25 protein-coding genes are annotated in these 23,774 nt (G+C 74.2%); 16 read left to right on the top strand and 9 right to left on the bottom strand.

What is annotated here, in order from left to right; translation table 11 throughout:
- Positions 1-9: 9 nt before the first annotated feature.
- From DT057_RS21680 to DT057_RS21650, 7 genes are all read left to right on the top strand, one after another.
- Positions 10-693, top strand: coding sequence for an amino acid ABC transporter permease (locus DT057_RS21680; RefSeq protein WP_128564187.1), 684 nt, complete (start codon positions 10-12; stop codon positions 691-693).
- A gap of 8 nt (positions 694-701) precedes the next feature.
- Positions 702-1,370, top strand: a complete 669-nt coding sequence (locus DT057_RS21675; RefSeq protein ID WP_128564186.1) for an amino acid ABC transporter permease — start codon at positions 702-704, stop codon at positions 1,368-1,370.
- A gap of 17 nt (positions 1,371-1,387) precedes the next feature.
- A complete protein-coding gene (locus DT057_RS21670) occupies positions 1,388-2,143 on the top strand; it encodes an amino acid ABC transporter ATP-binding protein (protein WP_128564185.1) in 756 nt (251 codons plus the stop codon).
- A gap of 31 nt (positions 2,144-2,174) precedes the next feature.
- Complete coding sequence (locus tag DT057_RS21665) at positions 2,175-2,960, top strand: transporter substrate-binding domain-containing protein (protein WP_128564184.1); 786 nt, start codon at positions 2,175-2,177, stop codon at positions 2,958-2,960.
- A gap of 74 nt (positions 2,961-3,034) precedes the next feature.
- Positions 3,035-3,481: a ribose 5-phosphate isomerase B gene (gene rpiB / locus DT057_RS21660; protein ID WP_128564183.1), complete on the top strand. Its 447-nt coding sequence runs from the start codon at positions 3,035-3,037 to the stop codon at positions 3,479-3,481.
- A 16-nt stretch (positions 3,482-3,497) separates the two neighbouring features.
- A complete protein-coding gene (locus tag DT057_RS21655; RefSeq protein WP_128564182.1) occupies positions 3,498-4,415 on the top strand; it encodes a ribokinase in 918 nt (305 codons plus the stop codon).
- Between the two features lie 264 nt (positions 4,416-4,679).
- Positions 4,680-5,180, top strand: coding sequence for a Ros/MucR family transcriptional regulator (locus DT057_RS21650; RefSeq protein ID WP_128564181.1), 501 nt, complete (start codon positions 4,680-4,682; stop codon positions 5,178-5,180).
- Positions 5,181-5,214: 34 nt separating this feature from the next.
- Here the strand turns inward: DT057_RS21650 and DT057_RS21645 are convergent, their stop codons facing one another.
- Together DT057_RS21645 and DT057_RS21640 are read right to left on the bottom strand one after the other, a co-directional pair.
- Positions 5,215-5,454: a hypothetical protein gene (locus tag DT057_RS21645; RefSeq protein WP_128564180.1), complete on the bottom strand. Its 240-nt coding sequence runs from the start codon at positions 5,452-5,454 to the stop codon at positions 5,215-5,217.
- A gap of 484 nt (positions 5,455-5,938) precedes the next feature.
- Positions 5,939-7,975 carry an FUSC family protein gene (locus DT057_RS21640; protein ID WP_128564179.1) on the bottom strand — a complete coding sequence of 679 codons (2,037 nt, stop codon included), beginning with the start codon at positions 7,973-7,975 and terminating at the stop codon, positions 5,939-5,941.
- A gap of 214 nt (positions 7,976-8,189) precedes the next feature.
- On the opposite strand from DT057_RS21640, the gene DT057_RS21635 reads away from it, so the two are divergent.
- Positions 8,190-8,501, top strand: coding sequence for a hypothetical protein (locus tag DT057_RS21635; RefSeq protein ID WP_128564178.1), 312 nt, complete (start codon positions 8,190-8,192; stop codon positions 8,499-8,501).
- 91 nt (positions 8,502-8,592) lie between these two features.
- Here the strand turns inward: DT057_RS21635 and DT057_RS21630 are convergent, their stop codons facing one another.
- A complete protein-coding gene (locus DT057_RS21630) occupies positions 8,593-8,829 on the bottom strand; it encodes a hypothetical protein (RefSeq protein WP_128564177.1) in 237 nt (78 codons plus the stop codon).
- Between the two features lie 335 nt (positions 8,830-9,164).
- Between DT057_RS21630 and DT057_RS35565 the strand changes: the two genes are divergently transcribed.
- On the top strand, positions 9,165-9,323 hold the full coding sequence (locus tag DT057_RS35565; protein ID WP_162501462.1) for a hypothetical protein: 159 nt from the start codon (positions 9,165-9,167) through the stop codon (positions 9,321-9,323).
- A 431-nt stretch (positions 9,324-9,754) separates the two neighbouring features.
- Here the strand turns inward: DT057_RS35565 and DT057_RS21625 are convergent, their stop codons facing one another.
- The gene (locus DT057_RS21625) at positions 9,755-10,234 is read right to left on the bottom strand and encodes a YidB family protein (RefSeq protein WP_128564176.1); all 480 of its coding nucleotides are present in this window, start codon (positions 10,232-10,234) and stop codon (positions 9,755-9,757) included.
- A 323-nt stretch (positions 10,235-10,557) separates the two neighbouring features.
- Between DT057_RS21625 and DT057_RS21620 the strand changes: the two genes are divergently transcribed.
- The 6 genes from DT057_RS21620 to DT057_RS21595 are packed head-to-tail and all read left to right on the top strand — an operon-like array spanning position 10,558 to position 17,662.
- Positions 10,558-11,517, top strand: a complete 960-nt coding sequence (locus tag DT057_RS21620; protein ID WP_128564175.1) for an ABC transporter substrate binding protein — start codon at positions 10,558-10,560, stop codon at positions 11,515-11,517.
- Positions 11,514-12,497, top strand: coding sequence for an ABC transporter substrate-binding protein (locus DT057_RS21615; RefSeq protein ID WP_128564174.1), 984 nt, complete (start codon positions 11,514-11,516; stop codon positions 12,495-12,497). The genes DT057_RS21620 and DT057_RS21615 overlap by 4 nt, the downstream gene beginning before the upstream one ends.
- On the top strand, positions 12,494-13,471 hold the full coding sequence (locus DT057_RS21610; RefSeq protein WP_128564173.1) for an ABC transporter substrate-binding protein: 978 nt from the start codon (positions 12,494-12,496) through the stop codon (positions 13,469-13,471). Before DT057_RS21615 ends, DT057_RS21610 begins: the two co-directional genes overlap by 4 nt.
- A complete protein-coding gene (locus DT057_RS21605) occupies positions 13,468-15,999 on the top strand; it encodes an ATP-binding protein (RefSeq protein ID WP_128564172.1) in 2,532 nt (843 codons plus the stop codon). The genes DT057_RS21610 and DT057_RS21605 overlap by 4 nt, the downstream gene beginning before the upstream one ends.
- Positions 15,996-16,394 (top strand): response regulator, encoded by a 399-nt coding sequence (locus DT057_RS21600; RefSeq protein ID WP_128564171.1) that lies wholly within the window; start codon positions 15,996-15,998, stop codon positions 16,392-16,394. The genes DT057_RS21605 and DT057_RS21600 overlap by 4 nt, the downstream gene beginning before the upstream one ends.
- Entirely contained in the window at positions 16,391-17,662 is a 1,272-nt protein-coding gene (locus DT057_RS21595) for an adenylate/guanylate cyclase domain-containing protein (RefSeq protein ID WP_128564170.1), read from the top strand. The genes DT057_RS21600 and DT057_RS21595 overlap by 4 nt, the downstream gene beginning before the upstream one ends.
- A gap of 47 nt (positions 17,663-17,709) precedes the next feature.
- Here DT057_RS21595 and DT057_RS21590 read toward each other — a convergent pair whose 3' ends face one another.
- Both DT057_RS21590 and DT057_RS21585 read right to left on the bottom strand, forming a co-directional pair.
- Positions 17,710-18,528, bottom strand: a complete 819-nt coding sequence (locus DT057_RS21590; protein ID WP_407068153.1) for a substrate-binding domain-containing protein — start codon at positions 18,526-18,528, stop codon at positions 17,710-17,712.
- A 149-nt stretch (positions 18,529-18,677) separates the two neighbouring features.
- Positions 18,678-19,298, bottom strand: a complete 621-nt coding sequence (locus DT057_RS21585; protein WP_128564168.1) for a glutathione S-transferase family protein — start codon at positions 19,296-19,298, stop codon at positions 18,678-18,680.
- A 238-nt stretch (positions 19,299-19,536) separates the two neighbouring features.
- Here DT057_RS21585 and DT057_RS21580 point away from each other — a divergent pair, with 238 nt between their 5' ends.
- The gene (locus tag DT057_RS21580) at positions 19,537-20,925 is read left to right on the top strand and encodes an ArgE/DapE family deacylase (protein WP_128564167.1); all 1,389 of its coding nucleotides are present in this window, start codon (positions 19,537-19,539) and stop codon (positions 20,923-20,925) included.
- Here DT057_RS21580 and DT057_RS21575 read toward each other — a convergent pair.
- The 3 genes from DT057_RS21575 to DT057_RS21565 form a co-directional block, all read right to left on the bottom strand.
- Positions 20,912-21,919: a fumarylacetoacetate hydrolase family protein gene (locus DT057_RS21575; protein WP_128564166.1), complete on the bottom strand. Its 1,008-nt coding sequence runs from the start codon at positions 21,917-21,919 to the stop codon at positions 20,912-20,914. The two genes, DT057_RS21580 and DT057_RS21575, sit on opposite strands and share 14 nt — an antisense overlap.
- A gap of 49 nt (positions 21,920-21,968) precedes the next feature.
- Complete coding sequence (locus DT057_RS21570; RefSeq protein ID WP_128564165.1) at positions 21,969-22,802, bottom strand: class II aldolase/adducin family protein; 834 nt, start codon at positions 22,800-22,802, stop codon at positions 21,969-21,971.
- 221 nt (positions 22,803-23,023) lie between these two features.
- Positions 23,024-23,774, bottom strand: a 751-nt coding sequence (locus tag DT057_RS21565) for a DUF2778 domain-containing protein (RefSeq protein ID WP_162501461.1), incomplete at its 5' end; no start/stop codon positions are given.

The raw sequence follows: 23,774 nt of genomic DNA, 5'->3' as shown, positions 1-23,774 counted from the left end.
GGGCAGGCCGTGACGCTCCAGCTCGATTTCGGCGCGGTGCTCGAGCGGTGGCCGAGCCTCCTCGAGGGCGCCCTCCTCACGCTCCAGCTCGCCGTCATCGCGACGCTGGTCGGCGGCGCGATCGGCGGCCTCGCCGCCGTGGGACGCCGCAGCCGGAGCGCGGCCGTGTCCCGCCTCTGCGAGGTCTACGTCGAGGCGATCCGCAACACGCCGCTCCTCGTGCAGATCTTCCTCGTCTATTTCGGGCTCGCGAGCCTCGGCTTCCGCTTCTCGGCCTTCGCGGTCGCCGCGCTGGCGCTGACGATCAACGTCGGCGCCTACACGAGCGAGATCGTGCGGGCCGGGCTCGACGCGATCCCCCGCGGCCAGATCGAGGCCGCGGAGGGCCTGGCGCTGTCGCGCGCGCAGATCTACCGGCACGTCGTGCTGCTGCCGGCGATCGAGCGGGTCTACCCCGCCCTGACCAGCCAGTTCGTGCTCCTGATGCTGGCCTCGTCGGTCACCTCCCAGATCTCCGCCGAGGAGCTGACCGCCGTCGCGAACTACATTCAGTCGGACACTTACCGCGCCTTCGAGACCTACATCGTCGTGGCGGTGATCTACCTCGTCCTCTCGCTGGTCATGCGGGCGGGCTTCTGGGGCCTCGGCCTCGTCCTGTTCCCCCGGCGTCGGCGCCTCGGCACCCCGCTCTGAGGACGCGCATGAGTGGCTCCCTCAACCTCAACCACCTGCTGTTCCTCGGCCAGGGCGCGCTCTGGACGGTCGGGCTGTCGCTGATCGCGCTCCTCGGGGGCGGGCTCGTCGGCTTCCTCGTGGCGCTCTGCCGGATCTCGCCGAGCCGGGCCGTGAGGGTCCTGAGCGGCGCCTACGTGCAGCTCATCCAGGGCACGCCGCTCCTCGTCATCATGTTCCTGACCTATTTCGGCCTGCCGCCGCTCGGCATCACCGTGTCGCCGCTCGCCGCCGCCGGCGCCTCCCTGACGATCTACGTCGGGGCCTACCTCGGGGAGATCTGGCGGGGGTCGATCGAGTCGGTGCCGCGCCCGCAATGGGAGGCGGCCGAGGGGCTGGCGCTCTCGCGCACGCAGCGCATGGCGAAGGTGATCCTGCCCCAGGCATTCCGCATCGCGACGCCGCCGACCGTCGGCTTCATGGTCCAGATCGTCAAGAACACCTCGCTCGCCTCGGTCGTCGGGTTCGTCGAGCTCGCGCGGGCCGGCCAGATCATCAACAACTCGCTGTTCGAGCCCTTCCTGATCTACGCCATCGTGGCGATCGTCTACTTCGCCCTGTGCTTCCCCCTGTCGCGGCTGAGCCAGCGTCTCGAGCGCCGCGGCGCGCGGGGACGCACGACGCTGATGCCGGCCTAACGGAGGCGCCGCGCGCCATGCAGCACACCCCTCGCCATGCCGCCGCCGAGCCCGTCGTCGTCCTGCGGGACGTGCACAAGAGCTTCGGGCCGCTCAAGGTCCTCGACGGCGTGAGCTTCGAGGTCGCCCGCGGCGACGTCCTGGCGATCATCGGCCGGTCGGGCTCGGGCAAGAGCACGGCGCTGCGCTGCATCGACCGCTTCGAGCGGATCGACCGGGGCGAGATCCGGGTCTGCGGCCACCGCGTCGACGACCCCGGGCTCGACCTGCGGGCGCTGCGCCAGGACGTCGGCATCGTGTTCCAGAGCTACAACCTGTTTCCGCACCTCACCATCGAGGAGAACATCACCCTCGCGCCGACCGCCGTGAAGGGGATGCCGCGCGCCGACGCGCGCGCGCTCGCCGAAACCGTGCTGGCCCAGGTCGGCCTCGCCGACAAGCTCCGGGCCTACCCGGAGCAGCTCTCCGGCGGCCAGCAGCAGCGCGCCGCCATCGCCCGGTCGCTCGCCATGCAGCCCGAGGTGATGCTGTTCGACGAGGTCACCTCGGCGCTCGATCCGGAGCTCACCGGCGAGGTCCTGAAGGTGATCGAGGCGCTCGCCGCGTCGGGCATGACGATGGTCATGGTCACGCACGAGATGGGTTTCGCGAAGGGCATCGCCGACGAGGTGGTGTTCATGCATCGCGGCCGGGTGCACGAGCGCGGACCGGCCGCGATCCTCGCGGCACCCGCCACCCCCGAGCTCGCCCAGTTCGTGGGCACGGGCCTGTGACGACGAACGCGACCACCAGGGAGACACCACCATGAAACGCCCCGCTCTCGCGGCCCTCCTCGCGACGGCCTGCCTCCTCGCCCCCGGCGGCGCCCGGGCCGACCTCCTCGACGACGTCATGAAGGCGAAGAAGATCCGCGTCGCGACCGACCTCGCGATCCCGCCCTCGGGCATGATGGACCCGAGCCTGAAGCCGACGGGCTCCGACGTCGAGACGGCGCAGCTTCTCGCCAAGGACCTCGGTCTCGAGCTCGAGTTCGTGCAGACCACGGGGGCGACCCGCATCCCCAACGTCCAGACCAACAAGGCCGACGTCATCATCTCGACCCTGTCGGTGACGCCCGAGCGCGCCAAGGTGATCGACTTCTCGAAGCCCTACGCGGCGCTGCAATCGGTGGTCGGCTGCCTGAAGTCCATCGACGCGAAGGGCTGGCCCGACCTCAAGGGCAAGACCATCGCGGTCTCGCGCGGGACGACGCAGGACACGACGCTGACGAACATGAAGGACCGCGACCTGAAGATCACCCGCTACGAGGACGACGCCACGATGGTGACGGCGGCGGTCTCGAGCCAGGCGGATTGCGTCGCGACCTCCGCCACGATCGTCAACCAGATCGGTGCGAAGAACCCCGCGCGCGCCTTCGAGCCGAAGGTGCCGATCACGGCCTTCGACCTCGCCATGGGCGTGCGCAAGGGCGAGTCGCGGTTCCTCGACACGCTCAACGCGTGGATCGCCGCCAACCTGAAGAACGGCAAGCTCAACGCGATCTACGCGAAGTTCCACGGCAGCGAGCTTCCGCCCGAGATGCGGAGCTGAGGCGACGTCAGGGCAACCCCGGCGGCGCGGCCCGGACGCCGCCGCCGCGTATCGAACAGGATGGAGAGGATTCCATGCGTCTCGTGATCGGATCGGACCATGCCGGCTGGATGCTCAAGGGCGCCGTGGTCGCGCACGTGCGCGCCCTCGGGCACGAGGTGATCGACGTCGGCTCCTTCGACGAGAAGCCGGTCGACTTCCCCGACATCGCCCGGGAGGTGGCCCGCAAGGTCACGTCGGGCGAGGCGGACCGCGGCCTCATGGTCTGCGGCACCGGCGTCGGGGCCTCCATCGCGGCCAACAAAATGAAGGGCATCCGGGCCGCGGTGTGCCACGACGTCCACTCGGCCCACCAGTGCGTCGAGCACGACGACGTCAACGTCATGTGCGTCGGTGCCCAGATCGTCGGTCCCTGGCTCGCCAACGACCTGATCACCGCCTACCTCGCGGCGGAGTTCTCGACCGACGCGGATTTCCGCCGCCGGGTCGACAAGCTGCACGCCATGGATGCGGGCGGCTGACCGGCGGGGGCGCGCCGTGATCCTGGTCTTCGGCTCGATCAACGTCGACCTCGTCGCGCAGGTCGCGGCGATTCCGCGCCCGGGGGAGACCGTCCTCGCCCCCGGCTACGCGACGCTGTTCGGCGGCAAGGGGGCGAACCAGGCCGTCGCGGCGGCCCGGGTCTTGCCGCCGGGCCGCGTCGGCATGGCGGGGCGCGTCGGACGCGACGGCTTCGGCGCGGCCTGCCGGGACAACCTCGCGGCGCAGGGCGTCGCCGTCGCGCTGGTGGCGGCCGGGGACGAGCCCACGGGCTGCGCCTTCATCACCGTGGACGCCGGCGGCGAGAACGCCATCACGGTCGCGAGCGGCGCCAACGCGGCGCTCGCGGGCGGCGTGGTGCCGGACGACCTCCTCGGTCCCGCGACCCTCGCGGTGCTGCAGATGGAGGTGCCCCTCCCGGCCTCCCTCGCGGTCGCGCGCCGGGTCCGCGCGGCCGGCGGGCGCGTCGTCTGGAACCTGGCGCCGGTCCCGGCGCACCTCGCCGGGGCCGACCTCCGGGCGCTCCTCGGCGCGGCGGACATCCTGGTCGTCAACGAGCACGAGGCGCGCGCCGCCGCGGCCTCCCTCGGCCACCCGGGCGAGACGCCGGAGGGCGCGGGCGCGCGCCTCGCGGCCGAGGGGGCCGTGACCTGCGTGGTGACGGCCGGGAGCCGGGGCGCGGCGGCGTTCCACCCGGACGGCGGGCTGGAGCGGGCCGCCGCGCTCGCGGTGCGGCCCGTCGACACCACCGGGGCGGGCGACACCTTCGTGGGGATCCTCGCGGCCGGCCTCGACCAGGGCCGCGCCTTCGCGGACGCCCTCGCGCGCGCCTGCCGGGGCGCCTCCCTGGCCTGCCTTTCGCCCGGCGCGCAGGCCGGCATGCCCGACGCCCGCGCCCTCGACGCGCCCGGCTGAGGCGGAGCGCCGCGGCTCCCGGGCGCGCCGCGGGGTCGGCCGGCGGGCGGGCACCCGGCCGCGCCCTCCCCGCCCCTGCCCGAATCGGGCTCCTCCGCCGTCCCGTGTTGCCCTGCCGGCGAATCGGCGCTGGCGCGGGCAGACCCAGCTGGAGGGACGGATTTGAGCAGAACTCCTGTGTGTCAGCTAGGGGTTTGTCGATTCTACATTGACGATCCGCAGCTTTTCATTTCCCATCTGGCTTTCCAGCGCGAGGGCCTCACGATGAGTGACGTCGAAACATCCGCTCCGGACCAGATCGAGCGAACGAGCGACATCATCGCGGCGTACGTCGCCAACAACGTCGTGCAGCCCGGCGCCCTCCCGGATCTGATCGCATCGGTGCACGCCGCCCTCAACAAGTTGACCCAGCCGCCGGCGCCGGAGCCCGAGAAGCTGTCGCCCCCGGTCCCGATCCGCAAGACCGTGACGCCGGACCACATCATCAGCCTGGAGGATGGGCGCCCCTACAAGACCCTCAAGCGCCACCTCGCGGGACGCGGGCTGACGCCGGACCAGTACCGGCAGAAGTGGAGCCTGCCGCACGACTACCCGATGGTGGCCGCCACCTACGCGGCGCAGCGCTCCGAGCTCGCCAAGAACGCGGGCCTCGGGCAGGGCCGCCGGAAGGCCGCGGCCGCGAAGGCGACGGCCGCCGATGCCACCCTGGCGGAGAAGCCGGGCCGCGGCCGCTCCCGCAAGGCGCCGCCGCCGGCCGAGGGCTAGCGCGATCCCGGCTCCCGGCGGCCCGCGCCGGGCGTCACCCGGCGTCGCGGGGCGCGTCGGGCCCGAGCTGGACGATGCGGCGGCCGCGGTCCCAGACTTCGGCTCTCGCCGTCCCGGCGATCGCGCGGGCGCCGGCCGCGGCCTCCTCGTCGCTCCGCGCGTCGATGACGTGGACCGCGACGATGTGATTGCCCGCGCCGATCAGGTAGGCGCGGTACGTCGGTGCCTCCGCGCGCGTATCCCTGCACAATTTCACGACCTGATTGCCTGACATATACGACTCGTCCCCCTCACGAGAAAACATGCGTCGCCGGGCCGCCCAATGATGAAACCTCTGCTTGCTGATTCAGGCAGCATAGGCAGATTCCCGGCGAAAGTATACCTGAGTGACCGGACCTTCTGTCCGGATCCCGCGTGACCATCCAGTCATTAACGCGTAAGTAGTTGCGAGGCTTGCGGCTTCCCGGGCCGCTGGCGGGACCCGGCGTGATCTGTGCCGCCGGGCGGCCGTGCCGCTTGGGACCCTGCAATCATCACTGTCCTCAGCATCTTAGCCTGGCGATGCCTGTCCCGGAGGCCCTTGGCTGCGGCGCGACATCATCGGACCTGCTTTGCTCGGCCGTGATCGTGCGGTCCACCACCGGGCCGCGCGTCTCTCCGCGCGCTCCACCGCCGACGCGGATGCCGGTCCGGCGCGAGGGAGCGCGCCGCGACGGGGACCGGGCGCGGCACCGGCATGGCCACGCGCGGGTGCCGCCCTAGAGGGGGCGCCGCGACACCAGGGCGCCCCAGCCGTCGTGGTGGAGACGATCCCGCATCAGCCCGACGATGCCCTCGAGGTTGGCGATCGCTAGATCGAGCAGCACGGCCCTGGCGCGCCCAATATGGGCGACGCCGATCTCGAGCGGGACGTTGCGCCGCGCCGGCGCGGATTCGGGCTCGGGCCCGCGGGCGCTCGCGAAAGCCTCGAGCCGGTCGGCCAGGGCATCGACCTTGGCGGGAACGAGGCTGCGGTCCACCTCCGCCGGATCCGCGACGCTGATCATCGCCAGGACGCGGACCCAGAACACGCAGGCGAGGATCGCCGGCAGTTCCGAGGGGCGCCTCGCCCACCAGACGAAGGCGTGGTGGGCGCGCAGCGGACGCAGCGCCGCGCGCAGGTCGCGCAGGAGGCGGTCGGCGCGCCGGATCTCCGCCACGGGTGTCGCGGCGGCGTCGCCCGCCAGGCGCCGCGCACTGACCCGCAGCACCCGCGCGAGGGCCGAGACGAGATCGCCGCCGACCCGGTGCACGTGCGCGTGCGTGGGCGCCGGCAGGACGTAGAGGCTCACCAGGACCGCGGCCGCGGCGCCGATCGCCGTCTCCTCGAGGCGCAGCACCAGGATCGTCTCGGCCGGCGTGCCGAGCAGGCTGTAGACCAGCCCCAGGATGATGGTCACGCAGAAGATCGCCAGCACCTGCGAGATGGCGAAGACGTAGGCCAGGGCGAAGATGCAGACGAGCAGCGCCGAGACTTCCAGGACGGGATGGCCCGCCAGCGCGACGCTGACCACGACCCCGGCCACGAGGCCGACGAGGGTGCCCCCGACCCGCTCGGCGCCCTTGTGGATGGTGTCGCCGCTCGAGCGCGCCCCGAGGAAGACGAGGTAGGCGGTGAGGACGGCCCAGAACCACCGGTCCGGCGACGCGAGGTGGCCCCCGACCATGCTCAGGAAGGCCGCCGTCACGGCGCGGATCGCCGGCCGCCACGCCGGCGGCTGCCGCGCGCCGCCGGGCCCTGCCGCGCCGGCCGGGCCCTTTCGCGCCAGGCGGCCCGAGACGGCCTCGAGCGTGCGCGCGACGCCGAGCGCGGCGTCGTCGACGTCGGTCACCGCGGTGCCGAGGGGCGTCTCCGGCCGCCCGAGGGGGGTGCGCAGCTGGGTGCGCCGCCCGGCCGCGAGCCTGAGCGCCAGCAGGCGGGTGAGCGCCGCCTCGCGCCGGCTCATCGGCTGCGCGGCCATGAGGCCGGCCGAGAGGCTGATCAACGCGAGCTCGAAGCGCAGCAGCGCGAGGCTGAGCGCCTCCCCGGCCTCGGCATCGACGGCCGCGATATGGTCCTCGACCATCAGGATCGACTCGTTGAGCACGCCGAACAGGCGCCGCAGCCGCAGCCGCGAGGGCGTGCCGCGGTCCCGGGCGGCGCTCAGGCTCGCGTGCACGAGCCTGGCACCCTGCCGCTCGACCGCGCGCACGACCCGCCGGGCCGCCGCGAGCGGGCGCTCCGGCACGACGACGAAGCTGACGACCGCGACGATCGCGACCGCCACCGGGACCGCCGGCAGGATCGCCAGCAGGTGGCCGGGCTCGGCGCGCAGGAAGAGCACGAGGTACGTGTTGACGACGGCCGTGAGGCCGACCGCGACGGCCCGCGGTCCCCAGGACTGGAGGGCGATCGCCCCGAAGAGGATCGCCAGGAAGGCCGCCTGCCCGAGGAGGGGCTGCGCCGCCAGGAGCGCGCCCAGGACCGTCGTGGCGGCGGCCGCCGCGGCCATCGCCAGGATCGTGGCGAGGCGCTGGCGCGGGGCCGGCTCGCGCGGCAGCGAGGCGCTCATGAGGGCCAGCACGACGGCCACGGCGGGCGCGGCGACCGGCAGCTCGTGCGCGACCAGGAACGGCACGAAGACGAGCGCCGTCACGGCCACGCAGAGCGTGGTCCGGCAGGCCGAGCGGAAGCGCAGGCCGCCCGGATCGGAGGCGAGGAGCTCGGACCAGGATCGGGCCAGGGCCGCTCGTGCGTCGCGTGTGCTGATCGTCATTGCCCGGCCAGAGTGCCACGGTCGCCTCCTCGGCGGCAGGCGTGATTCGCGGGGCGGGCATGCCGGCCCGGTCCGGTCGCACCCGCCGGGACCGGCCGGCGGGGCCCCGCGCGTGTCCCGCTCGCGCCTCGGTCCATGGAAGCTCGGCGGTTCAGGGGCGGTTCATCGCCGGCATCGTTAGATCAACCGGTGAACCCAGCATCCGGGGACGATCATGAAGACGTTGGTTCTCTCTGCCGCCGTCGCGGCCTTCGCGGGCTCCCTGCTCGTGGCTCCGGCCGCCGAGGCGCGGCCGGGCTACCGGGGCGGGGGATACCACGGCGGCTACGCCTACCGCGGCGGCTACCGCGGTGGCTATCGCCCCTACGGCTACCGCCGCGGCCCGGGCGTCGGCGGCGCGCTCGCGGCCGGCGCGGCCCTGGGGATCATCGGTGGCGCGATCGCCGCCTCGCAGGCGCCCCGCTACGACTACCCGGCCCCGGCCTACGGGTACGACGGCCCCGGGCCCTCCTATTACGGCTACTGATCCCGGCGGCGGCCGGTTCGAGGCACGGCGGCGCACCGGCGTCGGCGCCTCGCGGGGCGTTCCCCGCGGCTCCGTCCCGGCCGGGAGGTCGCTACCACCCTCCTCCGTCTCTCTGCCGGCAGTAGCCGCCGATGTTCCGGTAGCCGGCCGGGCAGCGCCGGACGCAGGCGCCGGCCGCGAACTTGAGGGGTGGACGGCAGGCCTGCCGGAGGCGCGGCTGCTGGTAGGCGTAGTCCTGGGCGGGACTCTGCGCCGCGGCGTGGCCGGCCGCGCCGAGGGGCAGCGCGACGGCGGCGAGAAGGGCGGCGCGGGCGAGGCGAGCGTGCATCAGGCACTCCGATGGCGTGGCGGCTCGGTCCCGGGGCGCGCCGGACGTCGCCGCTCATCCCGGGCGGCTCTCGGATCCGGGCGAGGACGCCCGGCGGGACCGTCCGGGGAGGCATCCGCCGGACGGCGAAGGTTAGTACACTCCCTCGCGCAGAGATACGGGGTGCCGGCCGGGCCGGGCGCTCCGGCCGTCCTCGGCCCCTCCGGGGCGGTCCCGGGCACATGCGTGCGACGCAGGTCGCCCTCCCGCCGAGCCGCGTTGTTGCACTGCAACAAAATCCCCACCTTGACCGGGACGGGCCGAGAGGGATCCGGTCCGCCCAGGGGAAGACACCGATGCCCACCACCATTCCGGCGAAGAGCCGCCCCGCAACCCGCGGGCAGGCCGATGACCTGCTGATCGCCCGCGGGCAGATCGAGCTCGTCGACGCGCTGAGCGCCTTCCTCGTCCGCGCGCAGGCACGGGTCCGCCGCGTTCTCGCCAACCGGTCCTGAGCGAGGGGCCGGCCCGCCGGGCGCCCGGCCGGCGCTCGCGCGGTCGGGACAGGAGGCGCGACCCGCGACCCGAGGCGGTCCGCTCGCGGCTCCGTCGCGCCCCGCGTACCATCGCGTCGGCCTCGGTCGTCCTCCCGGAGACGGCGCCAGCTCGCGGACCCGTCATCCCTGGCAGCGTCCCGCTGCGCGTGCGCCAGCGGCGCGGGCGGGTTGCCGATGCGTCGCGCGGCACGACGCCGTGTTCCGCCGGCAGGCGGTCGACACCACGCGCCTGCTCCGGGCTTGGGGCGACGAGATCGCGGTGAGGTTCTTCGGCGACCGGGGCGCCGGCTCGCTGGAGGCCCCGACTACCCGACGAAGACGTGCCAGCCGGGCAGGAACGGAGGGCCGGCGCCCGCTCGACCGGAACGGGCGCCGGGTCTCGCTGGGTCTCAGGCCGGCAGCCTGCCGTCCGGCGTGTACCGGTCGACGGCCTGGGGCAGGTTGCGGGAGAGCCGCGCGAGCAGCTCCTCCCGCGAGAGCCCGGTGTGGTGCGTCAGCGTCGCCAGGACGTCCGGCCCGATCGCGGCCTCGAGCTGCGGGGGCCCGATCTCCTGGTTCGGGCCGTGGTTCACCCACGACTGCGCGGCGGCGCCCTGGCCGTTCTGCCGGAAACGCTCCAGCATCTCACCCAGGCCGCTGTTCAGGAAGCCGCCCGCCCCCGCGCCACCGGCGGCGGCGCCGAGGTTCCTGAGGAGGCCGCCCAGGCCACCCTGTCCGCCCAGGCCACCCTGTCCGCCCTGCTGGCCGGACGGGGCAGCGCTCCCCTGCCCGCCTCCGCCCAGCATTTCCGCGAGCTTGTCCCTGTTCTGGTAGCCAGCCAACGCGAGGAGGCCCAGAAGAGCCGTCATGGACGGAAATCCATCACTCATCCGACAGGTCCTTGTTGCTGCACCGGGGTGCGTCGGATGCATTAGGTGACCGCGACGGCCTTCCGCAAGCCGCGATGCGTCCGTGCCCTCACTGGCCCGGGCGGCGCCGCGCGGGCGACGGTCGGCCGCCGCGTGCTATCGCGGTGCCGGCGGCTGCGGTAAGCTCGGGGCGATCGTTCGCCGAGAGGCCCGAGGCCGATGCCGCCCCGCCTCACTCGCCAGGCCGACCGGAGGGCCTGTCCCGGTAATGGCCCGCCCGACGGCGCGCGCCGGCGCGCCCGCACGGGCGGTCGCCGCCCTGCCGGCGTCCACCGGGTGGTCGGATGAACAGGCGGGCGCTCCTCGCCGGCTCCCTGGCGGCGACCCTCGCCCGTCCGGGCCGCGCCGAGCCCCGGCCCTGGCGGGTGGGGTTCCTGCACCCGGGCGAGCAGGCCTACGTCGACTCGCGGGTCGCGGCGTTCCGCACCGGCTTCGCGCCGCCGCCGGGCTCGCCCGAGATCGTCACCCGCACGGCCTCCAACGACCTCGCCCGGCTGCCGGCCCTCGTGGCCGAGCTCGCCGCCGAGCAGGTCCAGGCGCTCTGCGCCGTCAGCCCGCCGGCCGTGGGCGCGGTCCGCACCGCCAGCCTCGCGATGCCGGTTGTCGCCCTCGACCTCGAGTCGGATCCGGTCGCAAACGGCTGGGTCGAGAGCCTCGGCCAGCCGGGCCGCAGCCTCACGGGCCTCTTCCTCGACCTGCCCGAGTTCACCGCCAAGTGCCTCCAGCTCCTCGTGGAGGCCGCCGGCGGCGCCCCGAAGGTGGGCGTGCTGTGGCACGGGGCGGCGGGCACGCTCCAGGTGCGCGCCGCCCGGGAGGCCGCCGCGCGCCTGAACCTCCCGCTCGAGGTCGCCGGCATCCAGGCCGCGGCGGAGATCGAGCCCGCCTTCGCGGCGCTCCACGCGGCCGGGGCCGGAGGCCTGCTGATGCTGTCCTCGCCCCTGTTCGGCGGCCGCGTCCGGCAGATGGCCGAGCTGTCCGCCCGCTACCGCCTGCCGGCGATCAACCAGCTCCCGGAATTCGCCGAGGCCGGCGGCCTGCTCGGCTACGGGCCCGAGGCACAGGGCATGTTCCGGCAGCTCGGTGCGCTCACGCGGCGGATCCTGGAGGCGGGCCCGGGCCGCCCGCTCCCGCCCGTGGAGCGGCCGGTCCGCTTCAAGCTCGTTCTCAACGCCAGGACCGCGGCGGCGCTCGGCCTGACGATCCCGCCGATGCTCCTCGCGAGCGTGGACGAGGTGATCGAGTGAGGCGCCGCGCGGTCCTGCTCGGCCTGGGGGCGGGCCTCGCGGCCGCGCGGGCCCGGGCCGAGAACGGGCCGGTGCGCCGGATCGCCGTCCTGAGCGGCGGCGGGCGCGCCGACGACGCCGACAGCCTCGCCCGCGTCGCGGCCCTCAAGGAGGAGCTCGCCGAGCTCGGCTGGACCGAGGGCCGCAACCTGCGCTTCGACCTCGAGTGGACGGACGGCCGGGCCGAGAGGATCGAGGCCGCCGCGCGGCGCGTCGTCGAGCGCCGGCCCGACGTGATCGTCACGAGCTCCACGCCCGCCGCGATCGCCCTGGCGCGCGCCACGCGCACGATCCCGGTCGTGATGGCCACCATCGTCGACCCGGTCGGGCTCGGCATCGTGGCGAGCCTCGCGCGCCCCGGCGCGAACCTGACCGGCTTCACCCTCGTCGACCTCGACCTCCTGCCGAAATGGCCGGACGTCCTGCGGGAGGTCGCGCCCGGGCTGGCGCGGGCGGCCCTGATCTACAATCCGCAGACGACGCCGTTCTACCCCGAGGTGATGCGCAAGCTGGCGCCCTCGAGCCGGGACGGCGTCCCCATGCATCTCGTCGCCATCGAGCGGCCGGAGGAGATCGAGGCGGTGGTCGCGCGCATCGCCGCCGCGCCCGGCACGGGGCTGGTCATGCTCCCGAACCCGCTGCTCAACGCCGAGCGCCGCCGGATCGCGGCGGCGACCGGGCGCCTGCGCGTCCCGTCGATCTCGGTCTTCCGCGACTACGCGGCCCAGGGCGGCCTGATGGCGTACGGGCCCGACATCCTGGCGATCTACCGGCGCGCGGCCGAGTACGTCGACCGGATCCTGCGCGGGGCGGAGCCCGGCAGCCTGCCGGTGCAGTCGCCCCTGCGCTACGAGCTCGCGATCAATCTCCGGGTCGCGTCGGCGCTGGGCCTGACGGTCTCGTCCTCGCTGCTCGGGCGGGCCGACGAGGTGATCGAATGAGGCGGCGCGACGTCCTCCTGGTGCTCGGCGGCGCGGCCCTGTGGGCGCCCCCGGCGGGCGGGCAGCCGGCGCTGCCGGTGATCGGCTACCTCGGCTCGGAGGCGCCGGGGCCCTACGCCAGCCGCCTCGTCGCGTTCCGCCGGGGCCTGGCGGAGGCGGGCTACGTCGAGGGCCGCAACGTCGCGATCGAGTTCCGGTGGGCGGCCGGCCAGTACGGCCGGCTCCCGGCCCTCGCGGCGGACCTGGCGGAGCGCCGGGTGGCGGTCATCGTGGCGCCGGGCGGCGCCGAGGTCGTGCTCGCCGCCAAGGCGGCGACCACCGACATCCCGATCGTGTTCGAGCTCGGCGGCGACCCGGTCGCCCTCGGCGTGGTGGGCAGCCTGGCCCGGCCGGGGGGCAACCTCACGGGCGTCTCGAGCCTGAGCGTCGGCGTCACGCCGAAGCGGCTCGAGTTCATGCACACGCTGCTCCCGGCCGCCACCGCCTTCGCGGTCGCGGTCAACCCGACGAGCCCCACCGCCCCCGCGCAGGTGAGCGACCTGAGGGCGGCGGCGGACCGTTTCGGATTGCGGCTGCACCTGCTGCACGCCAGCAACGAGCAGGATTTCGAGGCGCTGTTCGCCTCGTTCCCGCGGCGGGAGGCTGGCGGGATGCTGTTCACGTCCGATCCGTACTTCGCGTACAGGAGCCAGTCGCTCGCCGCGCTGGCGGCCCGCCACCGCGTCCCGGCGATCACCCAGTCGCGCGACTTCCCCAACGCGGGCGGCCTGATGAGCTACGGCGGCGATTTCGACCAGTCGCACCGCGACGCGGGCCTCTATGCCGGCCGCATCCTCGCGGGCGAGAAGCCCGCGAACCTGCCGGTCCAGCAGGTCACGAAGGTCGAGCTGTTCATCAACCTCAGGGCGGCGGGCAGCCTCGGCATCACGGTCCCGCACTCCGTCATCAGCAGCGCCGACGTGGTGATCGAATGAGCGGGGCCGCGGCGACACCGCTCCGCGCGACGGCGTCCGGCCCGAGCGAGCCGGCCTCCCGGCTGCGGCGGGTCCCGCTGTCGGTCAAGCTCGCCGTGGCCCTGGTCGGGCTCGTCACGCTCGTGCTCCTCGTCAACGGCGTCGTGAACCTCTGGCTCAACTACGACGAGGCGAAGCGGACCGCCGTGCGGTTGCAGCAGGAGAAGGCGCACGCCGCGGCCGAGCGCGTCGACGCCTTCATCGCCGAGATCGAGAACCAGATCGGCTGGACCACCCGGGCCGAGTGGCGCCGCGTGCCCCCCGAGCAGCAGCGCTACGACTTCATCCGGCTGCTCCGGCAGGCGCCGGCGATCACCGAGGCCTCCTACCTCGACGCCGCCGGCCGGGAGCAGCTCAAGGTCTCGCGGCTCGAGCCGGACGTGATCGGGAGCGGGCGCGACTTCTCGGGCGACCCGCGCTTCGTGCGCGCCGTCGCCGACAAGGTCTGGCTCGGCCCGGTCACCTTCCGGCGCGGCTCCGAGCCGTACATGACGGTCGCCGTCGCGCACGCGGGCAAGCACCCGGGCGTGACGGTCGCCGAGGTGAACCTCAAGCTCATCTGGGACGTGGTCTCGGCGATCCACGTCGGCGACAAGGGCTACGCCTTCGTGGTGTCCGACACGGGGCGGCTGATCGCGCATCCCGACCTCACCCTCGTGCTGCGCGACACCGACCTCTCCCGGACGCCCCAGGTCCGCCACGTTCTCGCGTCGCCGGGCGGACCCGAGACGGAGCCCGAGATCACCCTCGACCTCGACGGCCGCCGCGTCCTCACGGCGCACGCCCGCATCGAGCGCGTCGGCTGGATCGTCTTCGTCCAGTCGCCGGTGGCCGAGGCGATGGCGCCGGTCTACACCGCCCTGTACCAGGCGCTGACGCTCCTCGGCCTCGGCCTCCTGCTGGCCACGGTCGCGGGCACGCTCCTGGCCCGCCGGATGGTGGTGCCGATCCGCCGGCTGCAGGAGGGCGCCGAGCGCCTGGGCGGCGGCGACCTCACGCAGCGGATCTCCATCCGCACGGGCGACGAGATCGAGACGCTCGCCGACCGCTTCAACCAGATGGCCGGCCGGATCCAGGATTCCTACGAGACCCTGGAGGCGAAGGTCGGCGAGCGCACCCACGACCTGAACGAGGCCCTGCGCCAGCAGACCGCGACCGCGGAGGTCCTGAAGGTCATCAGCCGCTCGGCCTTCGACCTCGAGGCCGTGCTCTCGACCCTGACCCGCTCGGCGGCGGAGCTGTGCGGGGTCGAGCGGGTCGTGATCGTGCTGCGGGACGGGGACGGATACCGGCTCGGCGCCGCGACCGGCCTCGCGCCCGAGAGCGAGCGCTTCGTCCGGGCGCATCCCGACCTCGCGGGCCGGGACGCGGTCGTGCCCCGGGTCGTGCGCTCGGGTGCCGTCGAGCAGATCCCCGACCCCGCCGGCCCGCCCGAGGCCCAGCACGGCGCCGGCGCCGTGCTCGGCGTCCCGCTCCTGCGCAACGGAGCGGTCGAGGGCGTGTTCGTGCTGACCCGGCCGGAGCCCGGCGCCTTCCCGGCCCGCCAGGTCGAGCTCGTCCAGACCTTCGCCGACCAGGCGGTGATCGCGGTCGAGAACGCGCGCCTGTTCGGGGAGGTGCAGGCCCGCACGGGGGAGCTGACAGCCTCCCTCACCGACCTGCGGGCCGCGCAAAGCCGCCTCGTCCAGTCCGAGAAGCTCGCCTCCCTGGGCCAGCTCACCGCCGGCATCGCCCACGAGATCAAGAACCCGCTGAACTTCGTCAACAACTTCTCGGCGCTCTCGGCCGAGCTGCTCGACGAGCTGCGCGAGGCGCTCGACGCGGGCGCCCTCGACGGCCGGGCGCGGGAGGAGGTCGAGGAGCTGATCGGCCTGCTCCAGGGCAACCTCGCCAAGGTCGTCCAGCACGGCAAGCGCGCCGACTCGATCGTCAAGAACATGCTGCTGCACTCCCGCGAGGGCTCGGGGGAGCGGCGCGAGGCCGACCTGAACGCGCTGGTGGAGGAGAGCCTCGCCCTCGCGTATCACGGCGCGCGGGCCGAGAGGCCCGGCTTCAACGTGACCCTGGTGCGCGACCTCGATCCGAGCGCCGGCACGCTCGCGCTCTACCCGCAGGAGATTACCCGCGTCCTCCTCAACCTGATCACCAACGGCTTCTACGCGCTGCGCAAGCGCGAGGCGGAGGGCGGGGAGCCCGGCTTCGCGCCGACCCTGATTGCCGCGACCCGCAACCTCGGGGATAAGGTCGAGATCCGCATCCGCGACAACGGCACCGGCATCCCGGACGAGGTCAAGGCCAAGATGTTCAACCCGTTCTTCACCACGAAGCCGGCCGGCGAGGGAACCGGGCTCGGCCTCTCCCTCAGCCACGACATCGTGGTCAAGCAGCACGGCGGCACGCTCGACGTGGCGACGGCACCGGGCGCGTTCACCGAGTTCACGATCGTGCTGCCCCGCGGCGGCGCGGCCGCTCCGGGACGCGCCCCATGAGCGTGCTGATCCTCGTCGTCGACGACGAGCCGGACGTCGCCGACCTGTTCCGGCAGCAGTTCCGGCGCGAGCTGCGCGCCGGGCGCTTCGGCCTCGCCTTCGCGCACTCGGCGGCCGAGGCGCTGGAGCGCATCCGCGCCCCGGGCGACAGCACCCTGATCCTGGTCTTCTCGGACATCAACATGCCGGGCGTGACCGGCCTCGAGCTGCTGCCGCAGGTGAAGCGGACCTGCCCGGACGTCCCGGTCATCATGATCACGGCCTACGGCGACGCCGAGACGCGCCGCAGGGCGGCCGAGGGCGGCGCCGCCGACGTCCTCGTCAAGCCCATCGACTTCACGGTGCTGCGCAAGGAGGTCGACCGGCGCCTCGCCGAGATCGACGCCGCCGCATGAGCCTCGGGGCCGCCATCGCCAAGATCCTGGTCGTCGACGACGAGCCGGATCTCGAGGCCCTGATCCTCCAGAAGTTCCGGCGCCGGATCCGCGAGGGGGCGGTGACCTTCCTGTTCGCCCGCGACGGCGTCGACGCCCTGGCGCTGCTCGCCGAGCACCGGGACGTCGACCTCGTCGTCTCCGACATCAACATGCCGCGCATGGACGGCCTGTCCCTGCTGGCCAAGCTCCAGGAGGCGGACGAGAAGCTCTCGACCGTGATCGTCTCGGCCTACGGCGACATGGCGAACATCCGCGTCGCCATGAACCGCGGCGCCTTCGACTTCCTGACGAAGCCCATCGACTTCACCGACTTCGAGACCACCGTCGACCGGACCATCTTCCATGTCCGGGCCATGCGGGAGGTGCGCCGCCGCCAGGTGGAGGCCGAGCGCGCGCACGCGACCCTGTCGCGCTACTTCTCGCCCAACCTCGCCGAGCGGCTCGCGGCCGACGCCTCCTCGCTCGCGCCGGGCGGGCACCGGCGCGACGTCGCCTCGCTGTTCACGGACGTCGCCGGCTTCACGTCGCTCGTCGAGAGCCTCGACCCCGCCCTGCTCGCCGAATTGCTGAACGGCTACCTCGCCCTCATGACCGGCATCGTCTTCGCGCACGAGGGCACGGTGGGCAAGATCGTCGGCGACGCAATCCACGTCCTGTTCGGGGCGCCCGGCGACCAGCCCGACCACGCCAGCCGGGCGGTCGCCTGCGCGCTCGCCCTCGACGAGGCCGCCGAGGCCCAGCGCGTCCGATGGCGCGAGCGCGGCGTCGACCTCGGCGCGACGCGGATCGGCGTGCATGCCGGGCCGGCCATCGTGGGCAATTTCGGCGGCGACCGCTTCTTCGACTACACGGCCTACGGCGACACCATCAACACGGCGGCGCGGCTGGAGGCCGCCAACAAGGCGCTGGGTACGCGGATCTGCATCAGCGCGGCGGTGGCCGAGCGGGCGGAGGGTTTTCGCGGGCGGCCGATCGGGGACCTGGTGCTGCGCGGCAAGGCCGAGGCCCTGCGCGCCTTCGAGCCGCTGAGCCCGGCCGTCTACGCCGATCCCGGCACGACGCGCTACGGCGAGGCGTTCGACAAGCTCGCGGCGGGCGATCCCGCCGCCATGCCGGCCTTCGCGTCCCTGGTGGGCCTGCGGGCCGACGACCACCTGGCGAGCTTTCACCTGCGGCGGCTCCTCAACGGGGAATCCGGCACGCGGATCGACCTGCGGGCGGCCTAAATCGGCGCGCGGGCGGTCCCGGGAGGCAGCGCGTCTCCCCCGCGGGTTCAGCGCGGCGCCGGACTGCCGGAGGCCGGTCCGGAGGCGGCCGTGAGCGGCTCCATCCCGCTCTCGCGGATGGCCCGGGCCGCCGCCGGGGAACCGAGGAACCGGATCAGCGCGCGGGCGGCCTCCGGCTCCTTGTCGCCCGCCACCTGCCCGGCCGAGAACTCGGTGTAGAGCTGGGCCTCGGCGGGCAGGAGGCCGACGATCGTGATGCCGGCGACCGGCTTCAGCTCGCTCACCTGCTGGAACCCGATCTCGGCCTCCCCGCGGGCCACCACGGCGCCGACGGGCTCGGCCGGGATCATCCGGGCCTTGCCGGCGACCGCGTCGGCGATCCCGAGGCGCTCGAACATCTCGGTCCGGATGTAGACGCCGCTCGCGCTGTCCGAGTAGGCGATGGACCGCGCGGCGAGCAGGGTCCGGCGCAGGTCGTCGAGCGTGCCGATCTCCGGCGTCGGCGCGCCCTGGCGGACGGCGAGCGCGATGCCGGAGCGCGCGAGCGGCGTGCGGCTCGCGGCCTCGACCCTGCCCTTCGCGATCAGGTCGTCGAGGGCGTAGCCCACCATGATGACGACGTCGATCGGCTCGCCCCGCTCCAGCCGCGCCGGCACCGCCTGCGGCGTGTGGCCCATCGAGGGGCCCCATTCCGCCACCAGGGTGTGGCCGGTGTCGCGCTCGAAGGCCGGAGCGAGGGCGCGGTAGGCGGCGGCGAACCCGCCGGAGCTGACCACCCGGACCTCGGCGGCCTCGGCGGCTGCCGCGAGGAGCGCCGCCGCGAGGCCGAGGGCCGCACCGCAGGACAGGACGGGTCGAGGGATCACGGGCATCCTCCTGAGGCGTGCCGGCCGAGGCGCCACGCCCCCGGCCGACCGGACGACTCCGGCGCCCCCTCCTCTCACCGCGGCGGCCGGCCCGTCAATGCGCGGGCCGCCCCGCGGGCGGGTGGGGCACGGGGCCGGCGCCCCGCCGGTCAGCCCAGCGCGACCGCGAATCCGCGCTTCACGGCGGGCCGCTCCATCAGCGCCTCGTACCAGCGCTTCACGTGGGGATAGTCGGCGAGGTCCACCTGGTGGCGCTCGTGGCGCCAGGCCCAGCCCAGGATGGCGAAGTCCGCCACCGAGAGCGGGCCGGCCACGAACTCGACCCCGGCCAGGCGGCGGTCGAGGACGCCGTAGAGCCGCCGGGTCTCCTTGAGGTAGCGCGCGAGCCCGTAGGCGCGGTCCGCCTCGTCGACGGTCAGGAAGTGGTGGACTTGGCCCGGCATGGGCCCGAAGCCGCCCATCTGCCACATGAGCCATTCCAGCACGGCCACCCGGAGCCGGCGGTCCCCGGGCAGGAACCGGCCCGTCTTCTCGCCGAGGTAGACGAGGATCGCGCCGGACTCGAACACCGAGAAGGGCTCGCCGTCCGGCCCGTCCGGATCCACGATGGCGGGAATGCGGTTGTTCGGGCTGATCGCCAGGAACGCCGGGTCGAATTGCCGGCCCTTGGTGATGTCCACCGGCACGACGCGGTAGGGCAGGCCCATCTCCTCGAGGGCCACGCTGATCTTGCGGCCGTTGGGCGTGTTCCAGGCGTACAGGTCGATCATGGCGGACACCTCCGTTCGCGGCCCGACAGCTATCCGGGCCGGCCGCGTTCGGCAATTCGGCGGCGCGCGCGACGCGCCGGGGGCGCCGGCGGCAGCACCGCATCGCGAACCGGCCGCATCGGCCCGGGACGCGGGAGGTGTTCACGGGGCCGGAGGCGCCCTACACCTCACCGGGGCGGTCCGGGACCGGGCGCGGATCGCCGCCGGGACCCACACCCTCACTGAGCGGCAGGATGGCATGACGGACGGCACCAGCGAGCGGACATCCCTGTCGGCCGAGGACCGGGAGCGGGTCCTCGCGGCGGTCGACGCCGCCTTCGAGCGCCAGATCGCCACCACGGTGGCGCTGACCGCGATCCCGAGCACCCGCGGGCAGGAGGGCCCCTGCCAGGACATGGTCGCCGGCCTCCTGCGCGCGCGCGGCTACGAGGTCGACGACTGGCGGATCGACCAGGCGGAGCTCGCCGCGCTCCCGGGCTACGGTCCCGTCGAGACCGACTTCTCGCGCGCCCGCACGGTGGTGGGAACCTACCGGCCCGCCCGGGAGGCCGGACGCTCCCTGATCTTTCAGGGCCATTGCGACGTCGTCCCGGCCGGCCCCCTCGACATGTGGGCGCGCCCGCCCTTCGGGCCCGTCGTGGAGGACGGCTGGCTCTACGGCCGCGGGGCGGGCGACATGAAGTCCGGCACCGTCGCGGCGCTCTACGCTCTCGACGCCCTCGCGGCGGCCGGGCTCGCGCCGGCGGGCCGCATCCACGTCCAGTCCGTGATCGAGGAGGAGAGCACGGGGCTCGGCGCCCTCTCGACGCTCCAGCGCGGCTACCGGGCCGACGCCTGCCTGATCCCCGAACCGACGGACGGGCGCCTCATGCGCGCGCAGGTCGGGGTGATCTGGTTTCGCCTGCGCGTGCGCGGCGAGCCGGCCCACGTGGCCCGCGCGGCGACCGGCGCCAACGCCATCAAGGCCGCCTACCACCTGATCCAGGCGCTCGAGGGCCTGGAGGCGGAGTGGAACGGGCGGGCGCGCGACGCCCGCTACTTCGGGACGCTGGCGCACCCGCTCACCTTCAATCCCGGCATCATCCGGGGCGGGGACTGGGCCTCGAGCGTGCCGGCCTGGTGCGACGTCGATTGCCGGATCGGCATCCTGCCGGGCTGGCGGGTCGCGGAGTGCCAGGCCGAGATCATGGCCTGCGTCGCCGCCGCGGCCGCGGCCCATCCCTTCCTGGCCGGGAACCCGCCGGAGGTGGTGTGGTCGGGCTTCCTGTCGCCGGGCTACGAGGTCGCCGGGGCCGAGGCGGCCGAGGCGGTGCTGGCCGAGGCCCACGGCCGGGTCTACGGCGGTCCCCTCGAGGAATCCTACTTCACCGGCCTGACCGACGCCCGCTTCTACGGGCTCGATCACGGCATCCCGGCCTTCTGCTTCGGGGCCCGGATGGAGCGCGCCCACGCGTTCGACGAGCGCGTCGAGCTCGATTCCCTGCGCCGCCTGACGAAGACCCTCGCGCTCTTCGTGGCGGGGTGGTGCGGCGTCACGCCGGTCCCCGGGCGCGGCGTGCGCGGCGAGCCGCCGCCGCGTGCGGACGGCGAGAGCGCGGCGGGCGGGCCCCCGGTCAGGCCAGCGTGAAGCGCAGTTCGCCGAGCCCCTCGAGGCTGCACGCGACCGCGTCCCCGGGCTTGAGCCATTGCCGCTCGCCGCGGGGCTTCTTCTCGCCGAAGATCACGCCGTGCGGCGTGCCCGTGTAGAAGATGTCGCCCGGCTTGATCGTCATCATCTTCGAGGCGAAGCTGATGAGCTGCCGGCAGTTGAAGATCATGTCGCTGGTGTTCCAGTCCTGGCGCTGGACGCCGTTGACGCGCGTCTCGAGCCGCAGGTTGTTCGGGTCCTTCACGCGGTCGCTGGTGACGAGGTAGGGCCCGAGCGGCGCGAAGCCGTCCGCGGTCTTGCCGATCATGAACTGCGAGGTGAGCGTCTGCAGGTCGCGGGCGCTGAAGTCGTTGCCGGTCGCGTAGCCGGCCACGTAGTCGAGCGCGTCCGCCTCCGACACGTTGCTGCACGCCCGGCCGAACACGATCACCAACTCGACCTCGTAGTCGAACTCGCGCGCCACCGCGGTCGGGAGCGCGATGGTGCCGCCGTGGTGGTTGAGGCTGTTGTTGTACTTGTTGAAGAGGGGCGGGTCCTTCGGGATCGGCGTGCCGGTCTCGGCGGCGTGGTGCCGGTAGTTGAAGCCCATCATGATGATCTTCTCGGGCCGGGTCACCAGAGGCGCGTACGCGATGCCCTCCTCGCGCAGGTAGGCGGATTGCGGCCCGCGCGCGGCAGCCGCGTCGACCAGGGCCCTGAGGACGCCGCCGCGTCCGTTCTGGAGGAGGTCGTCCATGTCGGCCGGCGCGGGCAGGCCCAGCGCCTCGGCCGCGGCCGTGACGTCGAGGATGCCCCGGTCGGTCTTAACGCCGAGGCCGTAGCCGCTGCCGCGCCGCATGTTGAGGAGCGTCATGTCGCGCGGCATCTCGAAGGCTTCGGGCGCCGCCGCGGCCGCGGGCCGCAGGTCCAGCCCGGCTGTCGCGGCCGCGACGCCGACCGTGCCCATCAGGAAATCTCGACGACCGGTTTCCATGTGCTCTCCTCCCGTCCGTTCGTGTCCGTGCCGGTTCGCGCCGGCCCGTCTACCTGGCCTCGGCGGCCTTGCGCTTCCACAGGTCCCAGGCGCGCAGGTGGATCTGGTCCAGGGCCTTGTCGGCCTTCTCGCTCTCGGCGGCGTCGAGGTACGTGACCGGGCCGCCGAGCGCCATCGCCTGGCCCTGCACGCGGGCGTTCACCTCCGTGTAGACGGCGCGGAACACCGCCATCGGGATGGTGGAGCCGACCACGACGTCGCCGTGCCCGCGCATGAGCGCGACCGGCCCGGCGCCCAGGGTGGCGGCGAGCGCCCGGCCGAGGGCGGGGTCGCGCACCAGCATGTCGGTGGCGCCGGCGGCCTGCCGGATGTCGAAGACCGGCACGCCGCCCGCCAGGAAGGCCGCGATGTGGTAGGCCGCTCGCAGGGGGGCGCCCGTGATGCCGAACGGGATCACGGCGGGCGAGTGGCTGTGGACGACCGCCTGCACGTCGCCGCGGGCCCGGTAGATCTCGCCGTGGATGAAGCGCTCCAGGAACACGGCCCGGCCCCGGGCGTCGAGGGCGTTGCCGTCGAGGTCGAACTCCATGATGTCGTCGGGCTTGACGAGCGCCGGCGCCAGGGAGCGCGACATCAGGAACCGGTTCGGGTCGCCCGGGTGCCGCACGCTGACGTGGCCGAAGCCGTCGACCACGCCCTGGTCGGCCAGGATGTGGTTGGCGGCCACGAGGTCGTCGACGAGCGCGGCGGGCACACCCTCCGCGGCGCGCGCCGCCCCGGCGCCGAGCGCGGCCGCGCAGGCGAGGCCCCGGAGGAGCCGGGACGCGGGCGAGGCCGCGGTGCGCGCGCGGCCCAGGGCCGCGATGCTGTCGACGGGCCTCATCGGGCGCCTCCTCCGGTGCGGGGCCGAGCCGTGGGACGGCCCGTGCCGGGCTCGCCCCGCGGCCTGGACCGCGGGGCGAGCCCGCGGCCGATGGCCCGGCCGCCAGACGACAATCGGGAGAATCGGCGGGACGTCAACCGGCAGCCCGGTTCTGCCGCCGCGCCGGGCCGGTCGCGCCGCACGCCCGGAACCGGCCCGGGACGTGCGGGGCAAGGCCGTCCTCAGGCGCCGCCGTCGTGGCGCAGCGAGCGGCCGAGCAGGCCGAAGCGGCTGCCGGGGGACGCGGGCGGGCCGTCCTGCCCGCGGCCGGCCACGACGACGAGGCGCTGGACCTCGCCCCGCAGGTAGGCCTGCAGGAACCTGTCGTAGCTCTTGAAGGAGACGCAGCCGTTCGAGGCGCCGCTCGGCCCGAGCATGTAGGTGTGGGCGAGCAGGCCGTTGCGGCCGTAGATGGCGCCGGGGCCGCCCACGGGATTGAGGCGCAGGGCGCGCACGCCGTGGAAGAGCTGCTCGCGCTCGGTCAGGTCGTAGGTGCCCGGCGGCGTCGCGCCGCGCATGCGCAGGTGCACGTCGCGCGGGTCGTCCATGCTGCTGCCGAGGCCGGAATGGGCCTCGAGCGTCTCCCCGCCCGGCAGGTACACCAGGCGGGCGCTGATGTCGTAGACGGCGGTGCCGGCCCGCGCGGACGGGTCGGGGACGGGGCTGAGGCGCCGCGGCGGCGTCGCGAGGCCTCCGCCGCCGTCCAGCGCCGCGTAGGAGAGGGCCTGCCCGGACGAGGGTTGCAGGCCGAGCAGCTTCTCGAAGAACGACCTCTCGTCGGCGGCCGCCGCGGCGCGGGCGGCAAGCCTCGCCCGCGGCGAGACCGGCCGCTCCGCCAGCCGCCGCGTTTCCATGACCGGCCCGGGGCGCAGCCCGGAAGGGCGTGGCGCCGGCAGCGGCACGGCCGGGGCGAGCCGCGCCACCTCCGGCGCG

Source organism: Methylobacterium crusticola, from assembly GCF_003574465.1.
GTDB lineage: Bacteria > Pseudomonadota > Alphaproteobacteria > Rhizobiales > Beijerinckiaceae > Methylobacterium > Methylobacterium crusticola.
Note: the sequence above shows the minus strand (reverse complement) of the source record. Positions and strands in the feature narration are given on the sequence as shown.

Excerpts from the sequence above, each read along its gene's own strand:
- DT057_RS21675 (WP_128564186.1), top strand. The coding sequence starts at position 702 with ATGAGTGGCTCCCTCAACCTCAACCACCTGCTGTTCCTCGGCCAGGGC.
- DT057_RS21670 (WP_128564185.1), top strand. The coding sequence starts at position 1,388 with ATGCAGCACACCCCTCGCCATGCCGCCGCCGAGCCCGTCGTCGTCCTG.
- DT057_RS21665 (WP_128564184.1), top strand. The coding sequence starts at position 2,175 with ATGAAACGCCCCGCTCTCGCGGCCCTCCTCGCGACGGCCTGCCTCCTC.
- rpiB (WP_128564183.1), top strand. The coding sequence starts at position 3,035 with ATGCGTCTCGTGATCGGATCGGACCATGCCGGCTGGATGCTCAAGGGC.
- DT057_RS21650 (WP_128564181.1), top strand. The coding sequence starts at position 4,680 with ATGAGTGACGTCGAAACATCCGCTCCGGACCAGATCGAGCGAACGAGC.
- DT057_RS21645 (WP_128564180.1), bottom strand. The coding sequence starts at position 5,454 with ATGTCAGGCAATCAGGTCGTGAAATTGTGCAGGGATACGCGCGCGGAG.
- DT057_RS21640 (WP_128564179.1), bottom strand. The coding sequence starts at position 7,975 with ATGACGATCAGCACACGCGACGCACGAGCGGCCCTGGCCCGATCCTGG.
- DT057_RS21635 (WP_128564178.1), top strand. The coding sequence starts at position 8,190 with ATGAAGACGTTGGTTCTCTCTGCCGCCGTCGCGGCCTTCGCGGGCTCC.
- DT057_RS21630 (WP_128564177.1), bottom strand. The coding sequence starts at position 8,829 with ATGCACGCTCGCCTCGCCCGCGCCGCCCTTCTCGCCGCCGTCGCGCTG.
- DT057_RS35565 (WP_162501462.1), top strand. The coding sequence starts at position 9,165 with ATGCCCACCACCATTCCGGCGAAGAGCCGCCCCGCAACCCGCGGGCAG.
- DT057_RS21625 (WP_128564176.1), bottom strand. The coding sequence starts at position 10,234 with ATGAGTGATGGATTTCCGTCCATGACGGCTCTTCTGGGCCTCCTCGCG.
- DT057_RS21620 (WP_128564175.1), top strand. The coding sequence starts at position 10,558 with ATGAACAGGCGGGCGCTCCTCGCCGGCTCCCTGGCGGCGACCCTCGCC.
- DT057_RS21610 (WP_128564173.1), top strand. The coding sequence starts at position 12,494 with ATGAGGCGGCGCGACGTCCTCCTGGTGCTCGGCGGCGCGGCCCTGTGG.
- DT057_RS21605 (WP_128564172.1), top strand. The coding sequence starts at position 13,468 with ATGAGCGGGGCCGCGGCGACACCGCTCCGCGCGACGGCGTCCGGCCCG.
- DT057_RS21600 (WP_128564171.1), top strand. The coding sequence starts at position 15,996 with ATGAGCGTGCTGATCCTCGTCGTCGACGACGAGCCGGACGTCGCCGAC.
- DT057_RS21595 (WP_128564170.1), top strand. The coding sequence starts at position 16,391 with ATGAGCCTCGGGGCCGCCATCGCCAAGATCCTGGTCGTCGACGACGAG.
- DT057_RS21585 (WP_128564168.1), bottom strand. The coding sequence starts at position 19,298 with ATGATCGACCTGTACGCCTGGAACACGCCCAACGGCCGCAAGATCAGC.
- DT057_RS21580 (WP_128564167.1), top strand. The coding sequence starts at position 19,537 with ATGACGGACGGCACCAGCGAGCGGACATCCCTGTCGGCCGAGGACCGG.
- DT057_RS21575 (WP_128564166.1), bottom strand. The coding sequence starts at position 21,919 with ATGGAAACCGGTCGTCGAGATTTCCTGATGGGCACGGTCGGCGTCGCG.
- DT057_RS21570 (WP_128564165.1), bottom strand. The coding sequence starts at position 22,802 with ATGAGGCCCGTCGACAGCATCGCGGCCCTGGGCCGCGCGCGCACCGCG.